Raw genomic sequence first — 16,902 nt, 5'->3', positions numbered from 1 at the left:
CAGGAGCATCTCATGGGCGGCATCACGTTTCGGATCGAATCGTGGGAGGTGCTGGGACCCCTCCTTCTCGCGTTCGGCGCGGTGCTCGCGGTACGCGCACGGCGCGGGGAGCCGGGCTGGCACGGGGTACCGGCGCTGACCCGGCTGCTGGCCGCCGTGTACGTGGCGGGCTTCGCGCACTTCACGTTCTTCCCGATCATCGTGGACCGCAGCCAGAACTTGTCACCCTGGTACGAGCAGACCCAGCCGATCCCGTTCCTCGGGCTCCTGTCGCTGGACCCCGGCTTCGTGCTGAACGTCTTCCTGTTCGCCCCGCTGGGCATGGTGCTGTTGCTGATGACGAGGGGGGACCTCTCGCCGAAGCGGGTCGCCCTCCGCTGCCTTGCCGTCAGCGCGGCGGTCGAGATCACCCAGCTGGTGATGTACATCCTGTTCAGCAACGGCCGGTCGGCGGACGCCGACGACCTGGTCGCCAACACCCTCGGCGGCGTGCTCGGTTTCCTGGTCCTCCGTCTGGCACTGCGGTCCACCGCTCTGTCGCGCATCGTGCGGCCGTTCGCCCTGCCGGGGACCGCGCTCGCCGGTTCGGCCCCGGAAACCCGCGTTCCCACCGCGGACTCCGTCTCGCGGTGACGGGCGGTGCCGGAGGGCGTCGGTGCGATGCCTCCGATCCGACCGGATCGAATCCGAGACCTTCTTCCCGTGCCATTCCCGTGCCTTCCGTGCCCTCCGTGCCTTCCGTGCCGGAACGGCGGTCCCGCTGTCGCGGTGTACCGGTGAGCGGCACGATGGAGGGCCTACGGTCGGTGCGCGTCCCGGAGGGCAGGCCATGGGTGGCTCCAGCGTCGCGGGCGGTGGCTACTCCGCGACCCCTCTCGCGAAGAAGATCGGCATCAAGCCGGGCCATCGTGTCGGGCTCCGGCACGCCCCGGACTCCTTCGCCCTTCCCGGCCTCCCCGACGACGTGGACCTCACCCCCGACGGGCCTCGCGGCACCGACATCACCCTCGCCTTCTACCGCACCCACGCCGATCTGGCCGCCGAGGCGCCCGCCCTGGTCGCCGCTCTCGCCGACGACGCCATGCTGTGGATCGCCTGGCCCCGCAAGGCCGCCGGCCACGTGAGCGACATCGCCGAGAACGACCTGCGGGACCTCTTCCTCCCGCTCGGCGTCGTCGACGTGAAGGTCGCCGCGCTGGGGGAGGACTGGTCGGGGCTGAAGTTCGTGCGGCGCAGGGAGAACCGGCATGCACAACCGCGACGCCCGGCCCGTGACTGACGCGAACCGGTCGAACCGCCACACCTGGCCCAAGATCCGGCGTACTTAAGAAGTCCTTACCGTGAACGGCTAGCATCGCGGCCTGGATTGTCGGCGGCCGGGACGGGGTGAGGGCATGCGGGACCTGGAAGCTCCGAGGATCGCCGTCGCCGTGGTGACCATGGGAAACCGGCCCGCCGAGGTCGACGCGCTGCTGGAGTCCGTCGCCAAACAGGACCTCGCCCCCACGCGGATCGTGATCGTCGGAAACGGCTGCCCGCTGCCCGACTTCGCCGAGCGGCTGTCGCTCCCGGGCGAGGTCACCCTCCTCGAACTCGACGAGAACCTCGGCTGCCCGGGCGGCCGGAACCAGGCGCTGGCCCAGCTGCGGGAGTTCGGGGACGTCGACGTCGTCGTGGAACTGGACGACGACGGACTCCTCGTGGCCGCCGACGTGTTGAGCCGCGTTGGTGAACTGTTCGCGGCCGACCCCCGGCTCGGCATCGTCGGCTTCCGCATCGCGGACGAGCACGGTGAGACGCAGCAGCGGCACGTGCCCCGGGTCGGCGCCTCCGACCCGATGCGGGGCGGGTACGTCACCGGGTTCCTCGGCGGCGGGCACGCCTTCCGTACGGCCATGCTCGACGAGATCGGGGACTGGCCCGCCGAGTTCTTCTTCGCCCACGAGGAGACCGACCTGGCCTGGCGGGCCGCCGACGCCGGCTGGCGGATCCTGTACGCGCCCGAACTGCTGCTCCAGCACCCGAAGACCTCGCCCGCCCGGCACGCCATCTACTACCGCGTGAACGCCCGGAACAGGGTGTGGCTCGTCCGGCGCCGACTGCCGCTCGCCCTCATCCCCGTCCACCTGGGGATCTGGACGCTGCTCACCCTCGCACGGACCCGGTCGCGGGCCGGGCTGCGCGCCTGGTTCGGCGGGTTCGTGGAGGGCGTACGTGATCCTGCCGGCGAGCGGCGTCCCATGCGATGGCGGACCGTGTGGCGGCTCTCGCGGCTGGGGCGCCCGCCGGTCGTCTGAGCAGAACTCCGACAGACCTGAACAGGCCCGAAGAGAAGGGGACGAGGGTCCCGGGCGCTCACCTCCGCCGACCGGGACCCTCTGACGTCCCCCGGATCCGGCCGCGGCGGCGACACTCCCCCGAGTTGCGCGTCGTACGCGCGCACCCCCGGGCCAGATCCGATGAAGTGATCACATCAGGTCACGCCAACGGATCGCTAACATGTGGCCAACGGTTCTCCGTTCCGGCGTCGGCCGACTGGCCTGAAGTCGCCGGGCGGCATCGCCGGACGGCAGCAGTCGTAACGGATTCCGGCGGCGGTCGCCGTGGAGCGGGTGGCGGGAAACCGTCGTGACGAGGGCGGAAATCCGCCAAGGACGCGGGAAGGCAGTGGACGGCGTGGGGCGGCGCGAGCTGCGGTTCGGACTGCTGGGGCCGCCGGTTCTGTACGACGGTCACGGGTACGACGTCCATGGCGTCCGTGACGTCCGCGACGGCCACGGCGGTGTCGGCGATGCCGGCGGGAAGCCGGATGCCCCCGGAAGCGTTGACGTCGTCAAAGCCATCGGCAGTCCCAAGGTCCGTACTCTGCTCGCCGCCCTGCTCCTCGAAGCCGGCCGCGTCGTCTCCGTCGAGTCGCTGAAGGACGCGCTGTGGGGCGGCGCCCCGCCCGCGTCCGCGCAGGCCTCGCTGCACAACCACGTGGCCCGGCTGCGGCGGCTGCTCGACGATCCCGAGCGGCTGCGGGCGGTGCCGCCCGGGTACGTGCTGAGGGTCGAACAGGACGAGCTGGACGTCCATGTCTTCGAGCGGCATCTCGCCACGGCACGCGGCGCGTACGCCGCCCGCAACTGGGAGCGGGTGGTGCGCGAGTGCACGTCCGCGCTCGCGCTGTGGCGGGGCACGCCGCTGAGCGGGCTGCCCGCCGAGCTGGGCGGCTACGCCTTCGTTCAGCGCCTGCGGGAGGCGCGGCTGCTGCTTCTGGAGTGGCGCTACGACGCCGAGTTGACCGTCGACAGTGCCCGACTGGACGCTCTCGTACCGGAGTTGGCGGCGCTGACCGCCGAACATCCGCTGCGGGAGGCGTACCACCGCCAGCTGATGCTCGCCCTGCACCGCACCGGCCGCCAGGCCGAAGCCCTGGCCGTCCACCGCGACCTGCGCACCCGCCTCATCGAGGAACTGGGCATCGAGCCGGGCCAGTCGGTACAGCAGGCACACGCGGAGGTACTCCAGACAGCCCACGCCCCGGCATCGGCATCAGCGTCGGTGTCGGTGTCGGTGTCGGTGTCGGCACCATCACAGGCACAGGCACAGGCACAGGCACTCGCCGATGGCGAGGAACCCCCACAGGGGCCACCCGCACCCGACGACGAAGGCAGCACGGATGGTGCGGGTGGGACCCCAAACCCGGCCGAAGGCCGGGTGCAGCCCCACACACCCGCACCGACGAAACCGACCCAGCCGGCCCAACTCCCCCCACCCCCACCCCACTTCACCGGCCGAACCCCCGAACAATCCAACCTGCACCAAACCCTGCTCAACCGGCGGAGCCACCCCGCCGTCATCAGCGGCATGGCCGGCATAGGCAAGAGCGCCCTCGCCCTGCACGTCGCCCACCAGCTGCGGAACCGTTTCCCCGACGGCCAGCTGTACGTCAACCTGCACGGCGCCACCCCCGGCATGCCCCCCCTCACCCCCGCCCAGGCCCTCACCGCCCTGCTCCGCGACCTCGGCACCGAGCCCCGCCGCATTCCCGAACGCCCGGACGCGGCAGCCGCGTTGCTCCGTTCCCTGCTCGCCCCGACCCGCACCTTGCTGCTCCTGGACGACGCCGCGAACGCCGCCCAGGTGCGCCCGCTGCTGCCGGCCGGCGCCGGGTGCGCCGTGATCGTCACCAGCCGTTCGCCGCTGACCGCCCTCGACGGCGCCCGTCGCTTCCCGCTCACCCCGTTGAGCGACGAGGAGAGCGCCGCCCTGCTGCGGGCGGCCTCCGGCCGGGACGCCCTCGACGCGGCCCACCCCCTCGTCGAGCTGACGGGCCGCCTCCCGCTCGCCCTGCGCATCGTGGCGGCGCGCCTGGCCGCGCGCCACGCGCTCACGCCGGACGTCCTGGCCGGTCAACTGGCCGCCACGGACGGTCGGTTGCACCACCTGGAGTACGACGACCTGAGCGTCCGCCGCTCCCTGGCCGTCGCCCACGACGCGCTCGCCGCCTCGGAGCGCGAGGTCGACCGGGACGCCGCCCTCGTGCTGCGCGGCATCGGCGGCCTCGACCTGCCCGCGTACGGCGCACCCCTGCTCGCCCACCTCGTCGGCACCACCTCGCGCCGCGCCGAGGCCGCGCTGGACCGCCTGGTCGACGTAGCCCTCCTGGAGGAGACGGCGTACGGCCGTTACGCCCCTCACGACCTGGTGCGCGACTTCGCCCGCGAACTGGCCGCGGGTGCCGATGACGTCGCCGCCGTCGACTCGGCCCTGCCCTGGTACGCCGCGGTCGCCGAGCGCGTCCTGACCGCTATCGTCGAACCGGGTCTGGACCGGGACGACCGCCGCCGCCCGACCGCGGCCCAGCCGCCGGACCACGCCGCGCACGTCGCCGCCCTCCCCACCTTCGAATCCTCCGGACAGGCCTTCGCCTGGGGCGACATGGAGCTGGCGAACATCGTCACGCTGGTCGAGCGGCACGTCGACGAGCCTGCCGAAGCCGACGAGACTGCCGCTGGCCCCAACACCGGCCCGAGCCCCAACACCAGCCCCGACCCGAACACTTACGACCCCAGAGCCGCCCGCATCTCGACCCTGGTCCGCCTCTTCTTCCCCTACGTGCAGCGCAGCGGCCGCGTCGCCGAGATGGAGGTGCTCGGCCGGGCCGCCCTCCGCGTGGCGCGGCGGCTCGGTGACGAGGCCGCCGAGGCGTACGCGCTGGGCGACCTCGCCGGCCTGCACTTCCTGACCGGGCGGCAGAGCGAGGCGCTCACCCTCAACGACGAGGCGCTGACGATCTGGCGCCGGCTCGACCACGTCTCCTGGATGCGCCGCTGCCTCAACAACCGCGGACTGCTGCTCGAAGGACTCGGCCACTACGAGGAGTCCGGCCGGGCCCTGCGTCAGAGCCTTGAGTACTCACGGCAGTTGAACGACCCGTACGGCGAGGCCGTGACCCACAGCCATCTCGGCAACCTGTACGAGCACACCGACCCGCGGGCCGCGATCGAGCAGCACCGGCGCTCGCTCGCCCTCGGCGACGAGATCGGCGCCGTGATCGTGCAGCACTCGGCGCACTGCAACATCGGCTACGCCCATCTGACCCTCGGCGAACCGGCCGCCGCCGTACCCCATTTCGAGGAGAGCCTGCGCATCCTCGGCGGGCACGGCGACTGGCACGGCGAGTCGCAGACCCGGCTCGGGCTGGTGCGCGCGCTGCGGCTCCTCGGCAGCGGTGAACGGGCCGGCGACGAGTGTGCCGAACTCCTCCGCCGGGCCGATGCCCGCACCGACCGCTACACGGGCGGTCTCGCCCGCCACCAGCACGGGCTCCTGCTGCGGGAGCAGGGGCGCGGCGAGGAGGCGTACGAACAATGGCGCGGTGCGCTCGACGCGCTGGACGGGACGGACGAGAAGGCGGTGGTGGCGGAGCTGACGGAACTGCTCGCCGCTCGAGCAGACCTACGGTGATCCCCGCACCCCCACCCCCACCCCCACCTCCACCCGCAGCCGCGCCCAACACTCGCCGCCCACCGCTCACTTCGCGTCCGCATAGCACTCCACCACCGCCGTGGTGAACGGAAACCGCACCGGCGTCTCCCCGAACGTCAGCCGCCCCGCCAGCTCCGCAGCCTCCCGGATCGCCGTCACGACCGCGTCCGCCTCCCCCTCGGGGCAGTGCACGATGACCTCGTCGTGCTGGAAGAAGACCAGCTCGGCCGCCATGCCCGCGGTGGTCTGCCGCAGTGCGGCGAGCACCAGCAGGGTCCAGTCGGCGGCGCTGCCCTGGACGACGAAGTTACGGGCGAAACGGCCGCGGGCGCGGGTGTTCGTGGAGGCGTAGCCGGGCACCCACTCGGTGCCGGTGGGGGCCTCGGCCGGGTCGTCCTGGGGGATGCCGGCCTCCTCGGAGGCGTCCTCGCCCGCCCCGGCCGCGGGGGGACAGGTCCGCCCCAGCCAGGTCCGCACGAGCCGCCCCTCCTCGCCCGCGCGCGCCGCGTCGTCGACGTACGCCACCGCTTTGGGGAAGCGGCGTCTGAGCGCGGCGAGGTTCTTCAGGCCGTCCCCGGAGGTCTGGCCGTAGACCGCGCCGAGCACGGCGAGCTTGGCCTGGGCGCGGTCGCCGGAGAAGGCCCGGTCGGAGACGGACTGGTAGAGGTCACTCTCGCGCCCGGCCACCTCCATGAGCCCGGGGTCGCGGGAGATGGCCGCCAGTACGCGCGGCTCCATCTGGTCGGCGTCCGCGACGACGAGCCGCCAGCCGGGGTCGGCGACCACCGCGCGCCGGATGACCTTGGGGATCTGCAGAGCACCCCCGCCGTTGGTCACCCAGCGTCCCGTGACCGTCCCGTGCGCGAGGAACTCGGGCCTGAACCGCCCGTCGCGCACCCAGTCCTGCAGCCAGGACCAGCCGTGGGCGACCCAGATGCGGTACAGCTTCTTGTACTCGATCAGCGGCTTCACGGCCGGGTGGTCGACGGACTCGATCTCCCAGCGCCGGGTCGACTTGACCTTGATCCCGGCCTGCGTGAAGGCCTTTATGACGTCGGCGGGCAGATCGGGGCGGACGCGGCGCCCGAAGGCGGCGGACACCTCGTCCGCCAGTTCGGCGAGGCGCCGGGGCTCGCCACCGCCCGCATACCGCTCGCCGAGCAGTTCGTGCAGCACCCGGCGGTGCACTTCGGCGCTCCACGGCAGTCCGGCGCGGTTCATCTCGGCGGCGACCAGCATGCCCGCCGACTCGGCGGCGGTCAGCAGCCGCATCCGGTCGGGGTGGGTGGTGGAGTCGTGCCGGCGCTGCTGATCGGCGTACACCTCGACGAGGTCCGGCAGCGGCACGTGGACCGTCTGCGGTTCGAAGAGGGGGGACTGCGCGCCCGGTTCGGCGGCGCGCTGGGGCGGGTCGGGCGGGACGGGGCCGCGGCGCAGCCGGGCCAGGGCGGCGGCGGCGGACCGGGGTTCCCCGTACCGCCCCTCGTGCCCCAGCAGCAGCGTCTCCGCGTCCTCGATGTCGTAGCACCGCTCCACTCGCACCCCCGTGGCGAGCAGGCGGGGATAGACCTCGGCGGTGGACCGCCACACCCATCGCGCGACCTCCGGCCGTCCCCGCACGGCCGTCGCGAGGTCGGGTTCCCATCGCACCGGCCCGGCGAGCAGCCCGGCCGGGCCGAGGGGGGCGATCTCCACGCCACCGTCCTCGGCCGGAGCGAGCGCCCAGCGGTCGGTCATGGTTGCGAGTGTCGCAGGAGGGTCTGACAACGGCCTCAGCGCGACTCGGGCGGGGCCTGCAGATACTTCTCCAGCGCCTTCGCCAGCTCGGCCTCCACCGGTTCCTTCGCGATACCGAGACCGGACAGCACTCCCGAACCGTGCTCGAACTCCAGCATGGCCAGCAGGATGTGCTCGGTGCCGACGTAGTTGTGGCCCAGGCGCAGGGCCTCGCGGAAGGTGAGCTCCAGGACCTTCTTGGCGTCGGAGGCGTACGGGACGAGCTCCGGGGCCATCTCGGCGGCGGGTGGAAGCGCGGAGGTTGCCGCCTCGCGCACCGCGTCGAGGGAGACGCCCTGCTGAACGATCGCCTTGGCGGCCAGGCCCTCCGGTTCGGCGAGCAGACCGAGGACCAGGTGGGCCGGCACGACCTCGGTGTGGGGCGCGCCCTTGGCCTCGTTGTGCGCGGTCATCACCACGTTGCGGGCGCGCAGGGTGTAGCGACCGAAGCCCTGGTTCGGGTCGAGGCCGGTCGACTCCTTGGGCACGAACCGCTTCTGCGCGGCCTGCCGGGTGACTCCCATGCTCTGGCCGATGTCCGTCCAGGACGCTCCGGAACGCCGGGCCTGGTCCACGAAGTGGCCGATCAGGTGGTCGGCCACCTCACCGAGGTGATCGGCGGCGATCACCGCGTCCTGGAGCTGGTCGAGGGGCTCGGAATGGACCGTCTTGATGGCCGCGATGAGGTCGTCGAGACGCACGGATGACTTGACTGCGGGGTTCGTCGTCATGTGTCAACCGTAGGTTGACACCTCATGGGTGTCAACCGAGGGTTGACATCTTCTCGCCTCCACGCGCGCGTGCCCGATTTGGTTGCCCACTTCCTGGTCGCCTACTTCTCGGTCGCCTACTTCGGCGACGCCGCCAGCCGCACCGCCAGTCCCGTGAACACCGTCCCGCTGAAGATGTTCAGCCCGCGCGCCACCCGTCGGCTGCGCCGCAGCAGCGTGGAGAGTTTCCCGGAGAGCAGGCCGATCGAGCCGTCCACCGCGAACCCCATGACCGTGATCGTCAGTCCGAGGATCAGGAACTGTTCGCGCACGTGCCCCAGTTCGGGGGTCACGAACTGCGGCAGGAAGGCGACGTTGAAGAGGATCACCTTGGGGTTGAGCAGATTGGTGACCGCCCCCTGCCAGAAGGCGCGCCGCCGCCCGGGACCCGCCGGCGCATCCTCCTCGACCGGCACCGCGCGGTCCCGGAAGGCCTTGACGGCGAGGTACAGGAGATACGCCGCGCCCGCCCAGCGCAGCACGTGATAGAGCGTCGGCAGTGCCAGGAACAGTGCCGACAGACCGAGCGCCGCGGCGGCCGTGTGCGCGAACATCGCGCAGGCCACGCCGAACGCGGCCAGCACTCCGGTCCTGGGCCCGCCCCGTCCGCCCATCGCCACGATGAACATCATGTCGGGGCCGGGAGTGATGCAGAGCGCGAGTGCGGCGACGAGGAAAGCCGCGTACGAAGACATGTCCACCATGCGGCCATGCTTGAACCGACGGGGGAGAGGGGCGACCGAATTTCGGGGAGTGAGACGAGTCCCGGAAAACGCGATGTGAAGCGCGGGGGGACGGTGGTTGACTCAGCTGCCATGACGACGACTGCGCCGACGAAGACCACGCTGCCGACGAGCTCCTCCACACCCCTTGCAGACCGTTCCCCGGCCTCAACTCCGGTCCCTGTCACGGACGTTCCCGCGGTCGTCGACGAGACGGCCCGGCTCCTCACCGAGCACTACGTCTTCCCGGACGTCGCCGAGCAGCTGGCCGCGCTGTTGCGCCGGCGTCTGGCCGAGGGCGCGTACGACGTCGCGAGCGCGGAGGAACTCGGCGGCCTGGTCACCGCCGATCTGCAGTCCGTCAACACTGACCTGCATCTGCGTCTCAAGTACCACCCCGAGCAGGTGCCGCAGGGTCAGGGCGAGGCCGCCCTGGCCGCGATGCGCCACGACTTCGACGCCTCCCTGGGCGGCGTGCCCCGCGTCCAGCTGCTGGAGGGCGGCACCGCCCTGCTCGAACTGGCCCCGGCCCTCTTCCCGCTGTCCTGGTCGGCCGAACCGCTCGCCGCCGCGCTCACCCTGGTCGCCCGCGCCGACGCCCTGATCCTGGACCTGCGGGGCAACGGCGGCGGAGACCCGGACACCGTCGCCTTCGTGTGCAGCTACCTCCTGGACGAGCGCACCCACCTGAACACCATGTACGCGCGCGAGGGCGACCGTTACGACCAGTCCTGGAGCCTGCCGCACGTCCCCGGCGCCCGTTTCGGCGGCACCAAGCCGGTCTACGTCCTCACCGCCCCCCGCACTTTCTCCGCCGCCGAGGAACTGGCCTACGACCTCCAGCAGCTGGGCCGTGCGACCGTCGTGGGGGAGACCACCCGCGGCGGTGCCCACCCGCGCGAGGGCTGGACGGTCCACCCGAACCTGGAGGCCACCATCCCCGTCGGCCGCTCGATCAACCCGGTCTCCCGCACCAACTGGGAGGGCACCGGCGTCCTCCCCGACGTCCCCTGCCCGGCCCCCGACGCCCTCGACCGGGCGCTGACCCTGATCCACGGCTGACCCGACTGTCAGTGCCGCGTGGCACGATCGACGAGTGAGCAGCACTACGTCCAGCACCGTCGAACGCGCCTTCCAGGCCGCCCTGTACGCCGAGACCGACACCGCCCTCGACACGGGCGCCTCCCTGCTGGCCGCGGACCCGGCGGCGGACGCCGAAGTCGCCCGCCGCGGCCAGGAGTTCGTGGCGGCGGCCTGGCGCCGCGGCTGGCAGCCCGCCGACGTCGTCCGGATCGTACGGCGCGAGCTGGATGACGTACGTGTACGCCTGGCATCGGAGCTGATCCGCGCGCAGACGCCGGACGACCGCCCGCGCGGCCCCCGCTGGAGGGCGCAGCTGGACGAGCTCACCGCCGAAGCGGCCGAAACCGCCGAGGCCGCGGGCACGCCACCCCGCACCGACCGCTTCTCGCACGCGACCGCGGTCCTGGAGCTGTACCGCCTGCTGCTGCGCCTGCCGACCCTCGAACCCCTCGACGAGCCCACGCGGCAGGCCGATCCCGGTCCCGGCCCCCGGACCGAGTCCCGCATGCTCACCCGCATCCGCGCCCTGCTCGCCAAGGCGGAGGCGACCGGCTTCCCCGAGGAGGCGGAGGCGCTGTCCGCCAAGGCGCAGGAGCTGATGGCCAGGCACAGCATCGACGAGGCGCTCCTCGCCTCCCGGGCGCCGTCGCCCGACGCCCCCGGCGCCTGCCGGATCGGCGTAGAGGCGCCGTACGAGCAGGCGAAGGCGGTTCTCCTGGACGCGGTGGCCGGCGCGAACCACTGCCGGGCGGTGTGGAACGAACCGTTCGGATTCACCACCGTCGTCGGCTTCGAGGCCGACCTGGAAGCGGTCGAGCTCCTCTACACCTCGCTCCTCGTACAGGCCACGACGGCGATGACGAAGGCGGAGACGGCCCAGCGGGCGGGCGGCCGCAGACGCACCAAGACCTTCCGCCAGTCCTTCCTCGCGGCCTACGCCCACCGCATAGGCACGCGCCTCGCGGCGGCCGCCGAGACGCAGGTGACCGACGACCTGCTCCCGGTGCTGGCCACCCGCGAGGTCGCGGTCACGGCCCACACGGACCGCATGTTCCCCCGGACGACCACCACCCGCCTGCGCGGGGTGAGCGACGCGGCGGGCTGGACCGAGGGGGCCGAGGCGGCGGACCGGGCACAGGTGGGAGCCCGGCCACGGCTCCCCTGAGACGACCGGCCGGGGAGGTGACGGAGGCTTTCAGTCGCCGGCCTGCTGGAAGGCGGTCACCGAGGCGTTCGGCTCGTTCGCGTCGCCCTTGACGGCGACTTCGCCGTACGACCACTTGAAGCTGTGGTCGGCGGTGGAGCCGGGCAGGCTGAACTTCACCGTCTTCACCGGGAGGCTCTTCTTGCCGCCCGCCTCGCCGCGGACGTACGTGATCGTGAAGGACGCGGTCGCGTCCTTGGCGAGGGTCAGCTTCTGGGCCTTCGCGGCCTTGTCGGCCAGGACGGTGGTCGAAGTACCGCCCGCGTAGAGGTCGACGCCCGGGAAGCCGTTCAGGGTGCACTTGACGTCGCGGTTCGTGATCGTGACGGTGACGTTGCCCGAGTCCCCGGCGGACGGGGCGGCGCTCGCCGCGACCTGCACGCCGACGGTGTCGAGCGTGCAGGCGTCGCCGGCCTTGTTCTCGCTCGTGCCGCCGCCGTCACCGCCGTTGTCGTCGCAGGCGGTCAGGAGCAGGGCCGCGGCGAGAGCGGCGACGGTGATCGGGGTGGCGCGCATGTGGTTCCTCTGGTGCTCTGCGGCGTGACGCCGGTGATCGCGTGCATGGATCATCACGCACGAACCCGTGCGCCGGTTGCCCGCCCCACCGACGGGGCTGCCCGCCGACTACTGGCCGAGGCTCGCCGTGGGCAGCCCCGTCGGCAGCGTCCCGCCCTTCGACCTGGTGTAGGCCTCCTTGCCGACACTGCCGGACCAGGTGACCTGCAGCGCGCTCTTGGAGACGGAGTCGACCATCCCCGTCGCCCGGCCCTTGCTGCCGTCCGTGCAGGTGAGGTGGATCATCTGCATGCCGGCCTCCTTGCCGGCGGTCCCGCTGCACACGGTCCCGCCGGTCGAGAAGAGCCCGGCCTGCTTGCCGGTGATCACCAGCGCCACGGCCTTGCCGTCCGTCGTGGCGAGCCAACTGCCCTGCAGGCTGTCGGACTCGGTCGTCGTACCGCCGCTGCCGCCGCCCGTGTCCGAGGTCGAGGTCGCGGAGGAGGGGCTGGACGAGGAGTCGTCCTTGGAGTCGCCGCCGCCGCTGCACGCGGTCAGCACGAGCACGCCCGCCAGCCCCGCGGCCGCCGCCGCGATCCGCACCTGCCGGCGTGACACCGTGCGAGAGGGACGCGAGAAGGTCGCCGAAGTCACTGGAAACTCCCAAGCTGTAGCAAGCCGTAGCCGTCTGGCCGAAACGCCCGCAGCAAGCTACCAGCCCCGGCAGTCGGCCCCATGGGGAGCGCCTGTGAGATTTACCGGGAGGACTTGCACCCACCCGACCACCGAGAGCGCTTGCCCCCTCGGTCACCAGGACATCCCGCACCCCCTGGTCACCAGGAGGACTTGCGCACCCCCGGCAGATACCCGGCATGCGCCTGCCCCCGCAGTGACACCCGCGACAGCCCGAAAGCACGGAAGTACCCGCGCGGCCGCCCGTCCACCTGGTCGCGGTTACGCACGCGCGTGGCGCTCGCGTCACGCGGCTGTCGGCGCAACTCCCGCTGGGCGGCCAGCCGTTCGGCCTCTGTGGACGACGGCCTGCGAATGATCTCCTTCAGCTCGGCGCCCCGTTCGGCGTACCGGGCGACGATCTCCTGCCGCTTCTCGTTCTTCGCGATCTTGCTTTTCTTCGCCATCAGACCCGCACCCCCCGCGCGCGGATCCGCGCCACGGCCGCCTCGACGCCGAGCGCGTCGACGGTCTTGATGCCCTTCGTGCTCAGCCGCAGCCGTACGTACCGGCCCTCGCTCGGCAGCCAGTACCGCTTGCTCTGGATGTTCGGGTCGAAGCGGCGGGAGGTCCGCCGGTGGGAGTGGGAGATGCGGTTGCCGAACCCCGGCTGGGCGCCGGTCAGCATGCAGTGCGCGGACATGGGTGACGTACCTCTCCTGAAGCGTTGTCGCTAATGGAATTCATTTTCAGTAAGGTACCAGCATGGCTCGCAACGAACTCCGCCCGGTCATCAAACTCCGGTCCACGGCGGGGACCGGCTACACCTACGTGACCCGCAAGAACCGCCGCAACGACCCCGATCGCATGACCCTGCGCAAGTACGACCCGGTCGCCGGCCGCCACGTCGACTTCCGAGAGGAGCGCTGAACCACCGCCATGCGCAACGGAATCCACCCGGCCTACGGTCCTGTCGTCTTCCGTGACCGTGCCGCCAAGCACGCCTTCCTGACCCGCTCGACGATGACCAGCGAGAAGACGATCGAGTGGGAGGACGGCAACACCTACCCGGTCGTGGACGTCGAGATCTCGAACGTCAGCCACCCCTTCTACACCGGCACCGCGCGCGTCCTGGACACCGCCGGGCGCGTGGAGCGCTTCGAGCGCCGGTTCGGGAAGCGGGGCGGGGCGTGAGCCTGTCGGTCGTGATCGTCGGCGGGCTGCACGCCGACGCCCGCAAAGCAGCCGTCGCCCGACTGCTGGCCGACGTCCCCGGCAGCGTCGTACTCCACCACGACCTGGCTACGGCCGCGGCGGGCACGGTCGTACGGACGATCCGTGATGCGACCGGCATCGTGTCGGCAGGCGAGGCACCCCTGGTCAACGACTGTGCGTGCTGCGCGCTCAGGGAGGACCTCGTCCCAGAGCTGCGTCGGCTCGCGGAAGCGGGCGGCACCCGTCTCGCCGTCGTGGAGCTGTGGGACTCCGTCGAGCCCAAGGCCATGGCCGAGGTGGTCGTGTCCGGTGGGCTCACGGTCACCGGCGTGATCACCGCCGTGGACCCGGCGCTGCTGCTGCCCTACCTGGCCAACGGCGACGACCTCGCCGACGGCGGCCTCGCCGCGGCGGCCACGGACCAGCGCACGGTCGCGGACACGTTCGCGCGCCAACTCGAGTACGCCCCCGTCCTCGCCGTCACCGACTCCGCTCAGGCCGACGACGAGGACCGCGAACTGCTGGGGCAGCTGCATCCGACGGCCCGCCAAGTCGTGATCCCCCACGGCGACTTGGCGGGCGCCGCCCTGGCCGGTTTCGACGTGGAGGCGGCCGCGGCGGCCCAGCACCCCGCCTGCGCCCTGCTCCCCGCCGAGGCCGATGCCCACGGCGTCGCCACCCTCGTATGGCATCGCGACCGTCCCTTCCACCCGGAGCGGCTGTACGCGGCACTGGAGGACCTGACCTGCGCCGCCGCCCGCAGCCGTGGCCGGTTCTGGCTCGCGGACAAGCCGGACACGCTGCTGCACTGGGACGCGGCGGGCGGGGCGCTGTGCGTGGAGAGCGCCGGGCCATGGCTCGCGTCCCTGCCCGACGCGGCCTGGGACATGGTGCCGCCCGTGCGCCGCGCGGCCGCCGCGCTGGACTGGCACCCCGAGCACGGCGACTGCTGCCAGCACCTCGTCTTCACGTCCCCCGGCCTCGACCGCGAAGGACTCGCGCACCTGCTGGAGTCCTGCCTGCTGACCGACGCCGAGTACGCCGCCGGCCGGGACGCCTGGAAGCGACTGCCGCCCGCCTTCGACACCCTCCTGGAGGTCTGACCCGCATGCCCCGCAAGCCCGACCGCAAGCCCGCCAAGGACCGGCCCAACCCGCTGGACGCGGCCCGGATCACGTACATCGACTACAAGGACACCGACCTGCTGCGGAAGTTCATCTCGGACCGCGGCAAGATCCGCAGCCGCCGCGTCACCCGCGTCACCGCCCAGCAGCAGCGTCTGCTGGCCCGTGCGATCAAGAACGCCCGGGAGATGGCGCTCCTGCCGTACGCCGGCCGCTGAGGCCCGGCCGAGTCGCCTGCACCGTCCCCTTGTCAGCCCCCGGCGTGGACCCCGCCGGGGGCTGCCGCCTGCAAGCCCCCGCATCGGCCCTGAACAGGCCTCGTCCGTCCCGCGGATCGGACCATCACGTGGACAGTGGAACACGAAGGCCGCGCCAGGCGTCTCTTCTTAGTGCGCGAGCGATTCGACTCGTCGCACGAGGGATCCGACCCCGGCGCCCCGCACGGTTGACGGCCCGCACGATCATGGACGGGGATCGGAACCCGCATGTGATGCGAGCTCGGGGGCAGACGCTGGAACGGATGCAGGACCAGGTGCGGACACGTACAGACACGTACGTCACATCTGTAACCGCAGCACCACCCCGCGTGCACGTGCATCTGCTCATGCATCCGCACGTGAACACGGCTATGATCCGGACCAGTTGACCACTGCATCAGTGGCCCCAAGGCCACCGCACCACCGGGGAGCGACCTGTGGACCACGACGTGTACAACGGCATGGCGGCCACGGAGCTGAACCATGTGGCCTGGCAGAAGAGCCGGCACAGCAACTCGCAGGGCTCCTGCGTGGAGTTCGCCAGGCTGCCCGGCGGCGAGGTGGCCGTGCGCAACTCGCGTTTCCCCGAAGGTCCGGCGCTCGTCTACACGCGCGCGGAGATCGAGGCGATGCTCCTGGGCATCAAGGACGGCGAGTTCGACCACCTGATAGCGGGCTGACGCCCGTTCGGCCCCGGGGCAACTCGGGGCAATCGGCACCTTACGCGTAGTAACGCGCGTAGAAACCCGACGTCAGGGAACGCGGGGTTGCGCTATTCGGCGGGCAGCGGCTGGGGTGTGTGGGGCAGTTGGAACAGCGCCCAGACGACCTTGCCGCCGAGCGTGCCCGCCATCGGGTGCCAGCCCCAGCCGTCGGCGAAGGAGTCGACGAGGAACAGGCCGCGGCCCGACTCCGCCGAGAAGTCGTCCGCCTCGCGGGCGACCGGGCTGGCGTGGCTGGGGTCGCGCACCGCGCACACCAGCCGCTCGGTCCAGCGCATCAGGTGCAGCCGCACGGGCGGGGTCTGCTCCGCGGTGCACAGGCTGCCGACCGGCAGGCCGTGCCGCAGGGAGTTGGTGACGAGCTCGGAGACCACCAGACAGACGTCGTCGAAGCGGTCGCCTATGTCCCACTGGTCGAGGGTTCTGCGGGTGAAGAGTCTCGCCTCGCGCACCGCTTCGTAGCGGGCGGGAAGGGCGCAGGATGCGGCGTTGGACACGGCTGCGGGATCCAACGGCGGAAGGCCCTGCCGTAACGGCTCGAGCATGGTCGATCCATTCGTCCCCATGCGAGGCACTCCCGGGAATTCGCGGTCGATGCGATGCAGCGGTTGCGCGGGACCATGGTTTCGGATGCGCGGTGCAGATGCAAGGTGCAGATGCACGTGCACGTGACCGAATTGGACCCTCCCGTACCGCTTGTTGGTCATTTTTTCCGCCATCTTCTCTCTCGCTACTTGCCAACTCCTTCCTTCTTCCTGTGCAGAATCTTTGGCTTCTTTCCATCTCTGTAATCGGACGAGTACTGCTCGGAGTGTTTTAGTGGCAGACTTCGGCCCCTGAAGGCGTTGGGGAGGCTGGCGAACGTGAGCGTGGGAGAGCCCGGATC

Annotated in this window: 19 protein-coding genes; 11 read left to right on the top strand and 8 right to left on the bottom strand. The window is 71.7% G+C overall.

Features of this window, described 5'->3' with window-relative positions; genetic code table 11:
• Positions 1-12: 12 nt before the first annotated feature.
• From OG303_RS23175 to OG303_RS23160, 4 genes are all read left to right on the top strand, one after another.
• Positions 13-633 carry a VanZ family protein gene (locus tag OG303_RS23175; RefSeq protein ID WP_405870549.1) on the top strand — a complete coding sequence of 207 codons (621 nt, stop codon included), beginning with the start codon at positions 13-15 and terminating at the stop codon, positions 631-633.
• 196 nt (positions 634-829) lie between these two features.
• Positions 830-1,279: a DUF3052 domain-containing protein gene (locus tag OG303_RS23170; RefSeq protein ID WP_405870548.1), complete on the top strand. Its 450-nt coding sequence runs from the start codon at positions 830-832 to the stop codon at positions 1,277-1,279.
• A 124-nt stretch (positions 1,280-1,403) separates the two neighbouring features.
• Complete coding sequence (locus OG303_RS23165; protein WP_405877434.1) at positions 1,404-2,297, top strand: glycosyltransferase family 2 protein; 894 nt, start codon at positions 1,404-1,406, stop codon at positions 2,295-2,297.
• A gap of 379 nt (positions 2,298-2,676) precedes the next feature.
• A complete protein-coding gene (locus tag OG303_RS23160) occupies positions 2,677-5,955 on the top strand; it encodes a BTAD domain-containing putative transcriptional regulator (protein ID WP_405877432.1) in 3,279 nt (1,092 codons plus the stop codon).
• A gap of 66 nt (positions 5,956-6,021) precedes the next feature.
• On the opposite strand, the gene OG303_RS23155 is transcribed toward OG303_RS23160, so the two are convergent.
• The 3 genes from OG303_RS23155 to OG303_RS23145 all read right to left on the bottom strand — a co-directional run bounded on the left by OG303_RS23155 (position 6,022) and on the right by OG303_RS23145 (position 9,226).
• Positions 6,022-7,713, bottom strand: coding sequence for a bifunctional 3'-5' exonuclease/DNA polymerase (locus OG303_RS23155; protein ID WP_405870546.1), 1,692 nt, complete (start codon positions 7,711-7,713; stop codon positions 6,022-6,024).
• 35 nt (positions 7,714-7,748) lie between these two features.
• Positions 7,749-8,483: a Clp protease N-terminal domain-containing protein gene (locus OG303_RS23150; RefSeq protein ID WP_405870545.1), complete on the bottom strand. Its 735-nt coding sequence runs from the start codon at positions 8,481-8,483 to the stop codon at positions 7,749-7,751.
• A gap of 116 nt (positions 8,484-8,599) precedes the next feature.
• Positions 8,600-9,226, bottom strand: coding sequence for a LysE family translocator (locus OG303_RS23145; protein ID WP_405870544.1), 627 nt, complete (start codon positions 9,224-9,226; stop codon positions 8,600-8,602).
• 111 nt (positions 9,227-9,337) lie between these two features.
• On the opposite strand from OG303_RS23145, the gene OG303_RS23140 reads away from it, so the two are divergent.
• Positions 9,338-10,306: a S41 family peptidase gene (locus OG303_RS23140; RefSeq protein ID WP_405870543.1), complete on the top strand. Its 969-nt coding sequence runs from the start codon at positions 9,338-9,340 to the stop codon at positions 10,304-10,306.
• A gap of 34 nt (positions 10,307-10,340) precedes the next feature.
• Positions 10,341-11,492, top strand: coding sequence for a DUF2786 domain-containing protein (locus OG303_RS23135; protein ID WP_405870542.1), 1,152 nt, complete (start codon positions 10,341-10,343; stop codon positions 11,490-11,492).
• Between the two features lie 30 nt (positions 11,493-11,522).
• Here OG303_RS23135 and OG303_RS23130 read toward each other — a convergent pair whose 3' ends face one another.
• The 4 genes from OG303_RS23130 to rpmB all read right to left on the bottom strand — a co-directional run bounded on the left by OG303_RS23130 (position 11,523) and on the right by rpmB (position 13,401).
• Positions 11,523-12,047: a DUF4232 domain-containing protein gene (locus OG303_RS23130; protein ID WP_405870541.1), complete on the bottom strand. Its 525-nt coding sequence runs from the start codon at positions 12,045-12,047 to the stop codon at positions 11,523-11,525.
• A gap of 108 nt (positions 12,048-12,155) precedes the next feature.
• The gene (locus tag OG303_RS23125) at positions 12,156-12,680 is read right to left on the bottom strand and encodes a hypothetical protein (RefSeq protein WP_405870539.1); all 525 of its coding nucleotides are present in this window, start codon (positions 12,678-12,680) and stop codon (positions 12,156-12,158) included.
• Positions 12,681-12,859: 179 nt separating this feature from the next.
• On the bottom strand, positions 12,860-13,165 hold the full coding sequence (rpsN, locus tag OG303_RS23120; protein WP_405870537.1) for a 30S ribosomal protein S14: 306 nt from the start codon (positions 13,163-13,165) through the stop codon (positions 12,860-12,862).
• A complete protein-coding gene (gene rpmB / locus OG303_RS23115; RefSeq protein ID WP_405870536.1) occupies positions 13,165-13,401 on the bottom strand; it encodes a 50S ribosomal protein L28 in 237 nt (78 codons plus the stop codon). The genes rpsN and rpmB overlap by 1 nt, the downstream gene beginning before the upstream one ends.
• Before the next feature lie 62 nt (positions 13,402-13,463).
• On the opposite strand from rpmB, the gene rpmG reads away from it, so the two are divergent.
• The 5 genes from rpmG to OG303_RS23090 all read left to right on the top strand — a co-directional run bounded on the left by rpmG (position 13,464) and on the right by OG303_RS23090 (position 15,974).
• Entirely contained in the window at positions 13,464-13,628 is a 165-nt protein-coding gene (gene rpmG, locus OG303_RS23110; protein WP_030573688.1) for a 50S ribosomal protein L33, read from the top strand.
• Positions 13,629-13,637: 9 nt separating this feature from the next.
• Positions 13,638-13,892 carry a type B 50S ribosomal protein L31 gene (locus tag OG303_RS23105; RefSeq protein WP_405870535.1) on the top strand — a complete coding sequence of 85 codons (255 nt, stop codon included), beginning with the start codon at positions 13,638-13,640 and terminating at the stop codon, positions 13,890-13,892.
• Positions 13,889-15,016 (top strand): CobW family GTP-binding protein, encoded by a 1,128-nt coding sequence (locus tag OG303_RS23100; protein ID WP_405870534.1) that lies wholly within the window; start codon positions 13,889-13,891, stop codon positions 15,014-15,016. Before OG303_RS23105 ends, OG303_RS23100 begins: the two co-directional genes overlap by 4 nt.
• Positions 15,017-15,021: 5 nt before the next feature.
• Positions 15,022-15,255 carry a 30S ribosomal protein S18 gene (gene rpsR / locus OG303_RS23095; RefSeq protein ID WP_405870533.1) on the top strand — a complete coding sequence of 78 codons (234 nt, stop codon included), beginning with the start codon at positions 15,022-15,024 and terminating at the stop codon, positions 15,253-15,255.
• A gap of 500 nt (positions 15,256-15,755) precedes the next feature.
• The gene (locus tag OG303_RS23090; RefSeq protein ID WP_405877430.1) at positions 15,756-15,974 is read left to right on the top strand and encodes a DUF397 domain-containing protein; all 219 of its coding nucleotides are present in this window, start codon (positions 15,756-15,758) and stop codon (positions 15,972-15,974) included.
• Between the two features lie 92 nt (positions 15,975-16,066).
• On the opposite strand, the gene OG303_RS23085 is transcribed toward OG303_RS23090, so the two are convergent.
• Positions 16,067-16,582, bottom strand: a complete 516-nt coding sequence (locus OG303_RS23085; protein ID WP_405870532.1) for an ATP-binding protein — start codon at positions 16,580-16,582, stop codon at positions 16,067-16,069.
• Positions 16,583-16,902 lie beyond the last annotated feature (320 nt).

Source organism: Streptomyces sp. NBC_00005 (assembly GCF_045160215.1).
GTDB lineage: Bacteria > Actinomycetota > Actinomycetes > Streptomycetales > Streptomycetaceae > Streptomyces.
The sequence above is the reverse complement of the archived record's forward strand: the minus strand, read 5'-3'. Positions and strand labels throughout refer to the sequence as shown.

What these genes read in the sequence shown, in the direction of transcription:
- OG303_RS23085 (WP_405870532.1), bottom strand. Translation starts at nt 16,582, where the DNA reads ATGGGGACGAATGGATCGACCATGCTCGAGCCGTTACGGCAGGGCCTT.
- OG303_RS23105 (WP_405870535.1), top strand. Translation starts at nt 13,638, where the DNA reads ATGCGCAACGGAATCCACCCGGCCTACGGTCCTGTCGTCTTCCGTGAC.
- OG303_RS23170 (WP_405870548.1), top strand. Translation starts at nt 830, where the DNA reads ATGGGTGGCTCCAGCGTCGCGGGCGGTGGCTACTCCGCGACCCCTCTC.
- OG303_RS23130 (WP_405870541.1), bottom strand. Translation starts at nt 12,047, where the DNA reads ATGCGCGCCACCCCGATCACCGTCGCCGCTCTCGCCGCGGCCCTGCTC.
- OG303_RS23090 (WP_405877430.1), top strand. Translation starts at nt 15,756, where the DNA reads ATGGCGGCCACGGAGCTGAACCATGTGGCCTGGCAGAAGAGCCGGCAC.
- rpmG (WP_030573688.1), top strand. Translation starts at nt 13,464, where the DNA reads ATGGCTCGCAACGAACTCCGCCCGGTCATCAAACTCCGGTCCACGGCG.
- OG303_RS23175 (WP_405870549.1), top strand. Translation starts at nt 13, where the DNA reads ATGGGCGGCATCACGTTTCGGATCGAATCGTGGGAGGTGCTGGGACCC.
- OG303_RS23145 (WP_405870544.1), bottom strand. Translation starts at nt 9,226, where the DNA reads ATGGTGGACATGTCTTCGTACGCGGCTTTCCTCGTCGCCGCACTCGCG.
- OG303_RS23155 (WP_405870546.1), bottom strand. Translation starts at nt 7,713, where the DNA reads ATGACCGACCGCTGGGCGCTCGCTCCGGCCGAGGACGGTGGCGTGGAG.
- OG303_RS23150 (WP_405870545.1), bottom strand. Translation starts at nt 8,483, where the DNA reads ATGACGACGAACCCCGCAGTCAAGTCATCCGTGCGTCTCGACGACCTC.
- rpsR (WP_405870533.1), top strand. Translation starts at nt 15,022, where the DNA reads ATGCCCCGCAAGCCCGACCGCAAGCCCGCCAAGGACCGGCCCAACCCG.
- OG303_RS23140 (WP_405870543.1), top strand. Translation starts at nt 9,338, where the DNA reads ATGACGACGACTGCGCCGACGAAGACCACGCTGCCGACGAGCTCCTCC.
- rpsN (WP_405870537.1), bottom strand. Translation starts at nt 13,165, where the DNA reads ATGGCGAAGAAAAGCAAGATCGCGAAGAACGAGAAGCGGCAGGAGATC.
- rpmB (WP_405870536.1), bottom strand. Translation starts at nt 13,401, where the DNA reads ATGTCCGCGCACTGCATGCTGACCGGCGCCCAGCCGGGGTTCGGCAAC.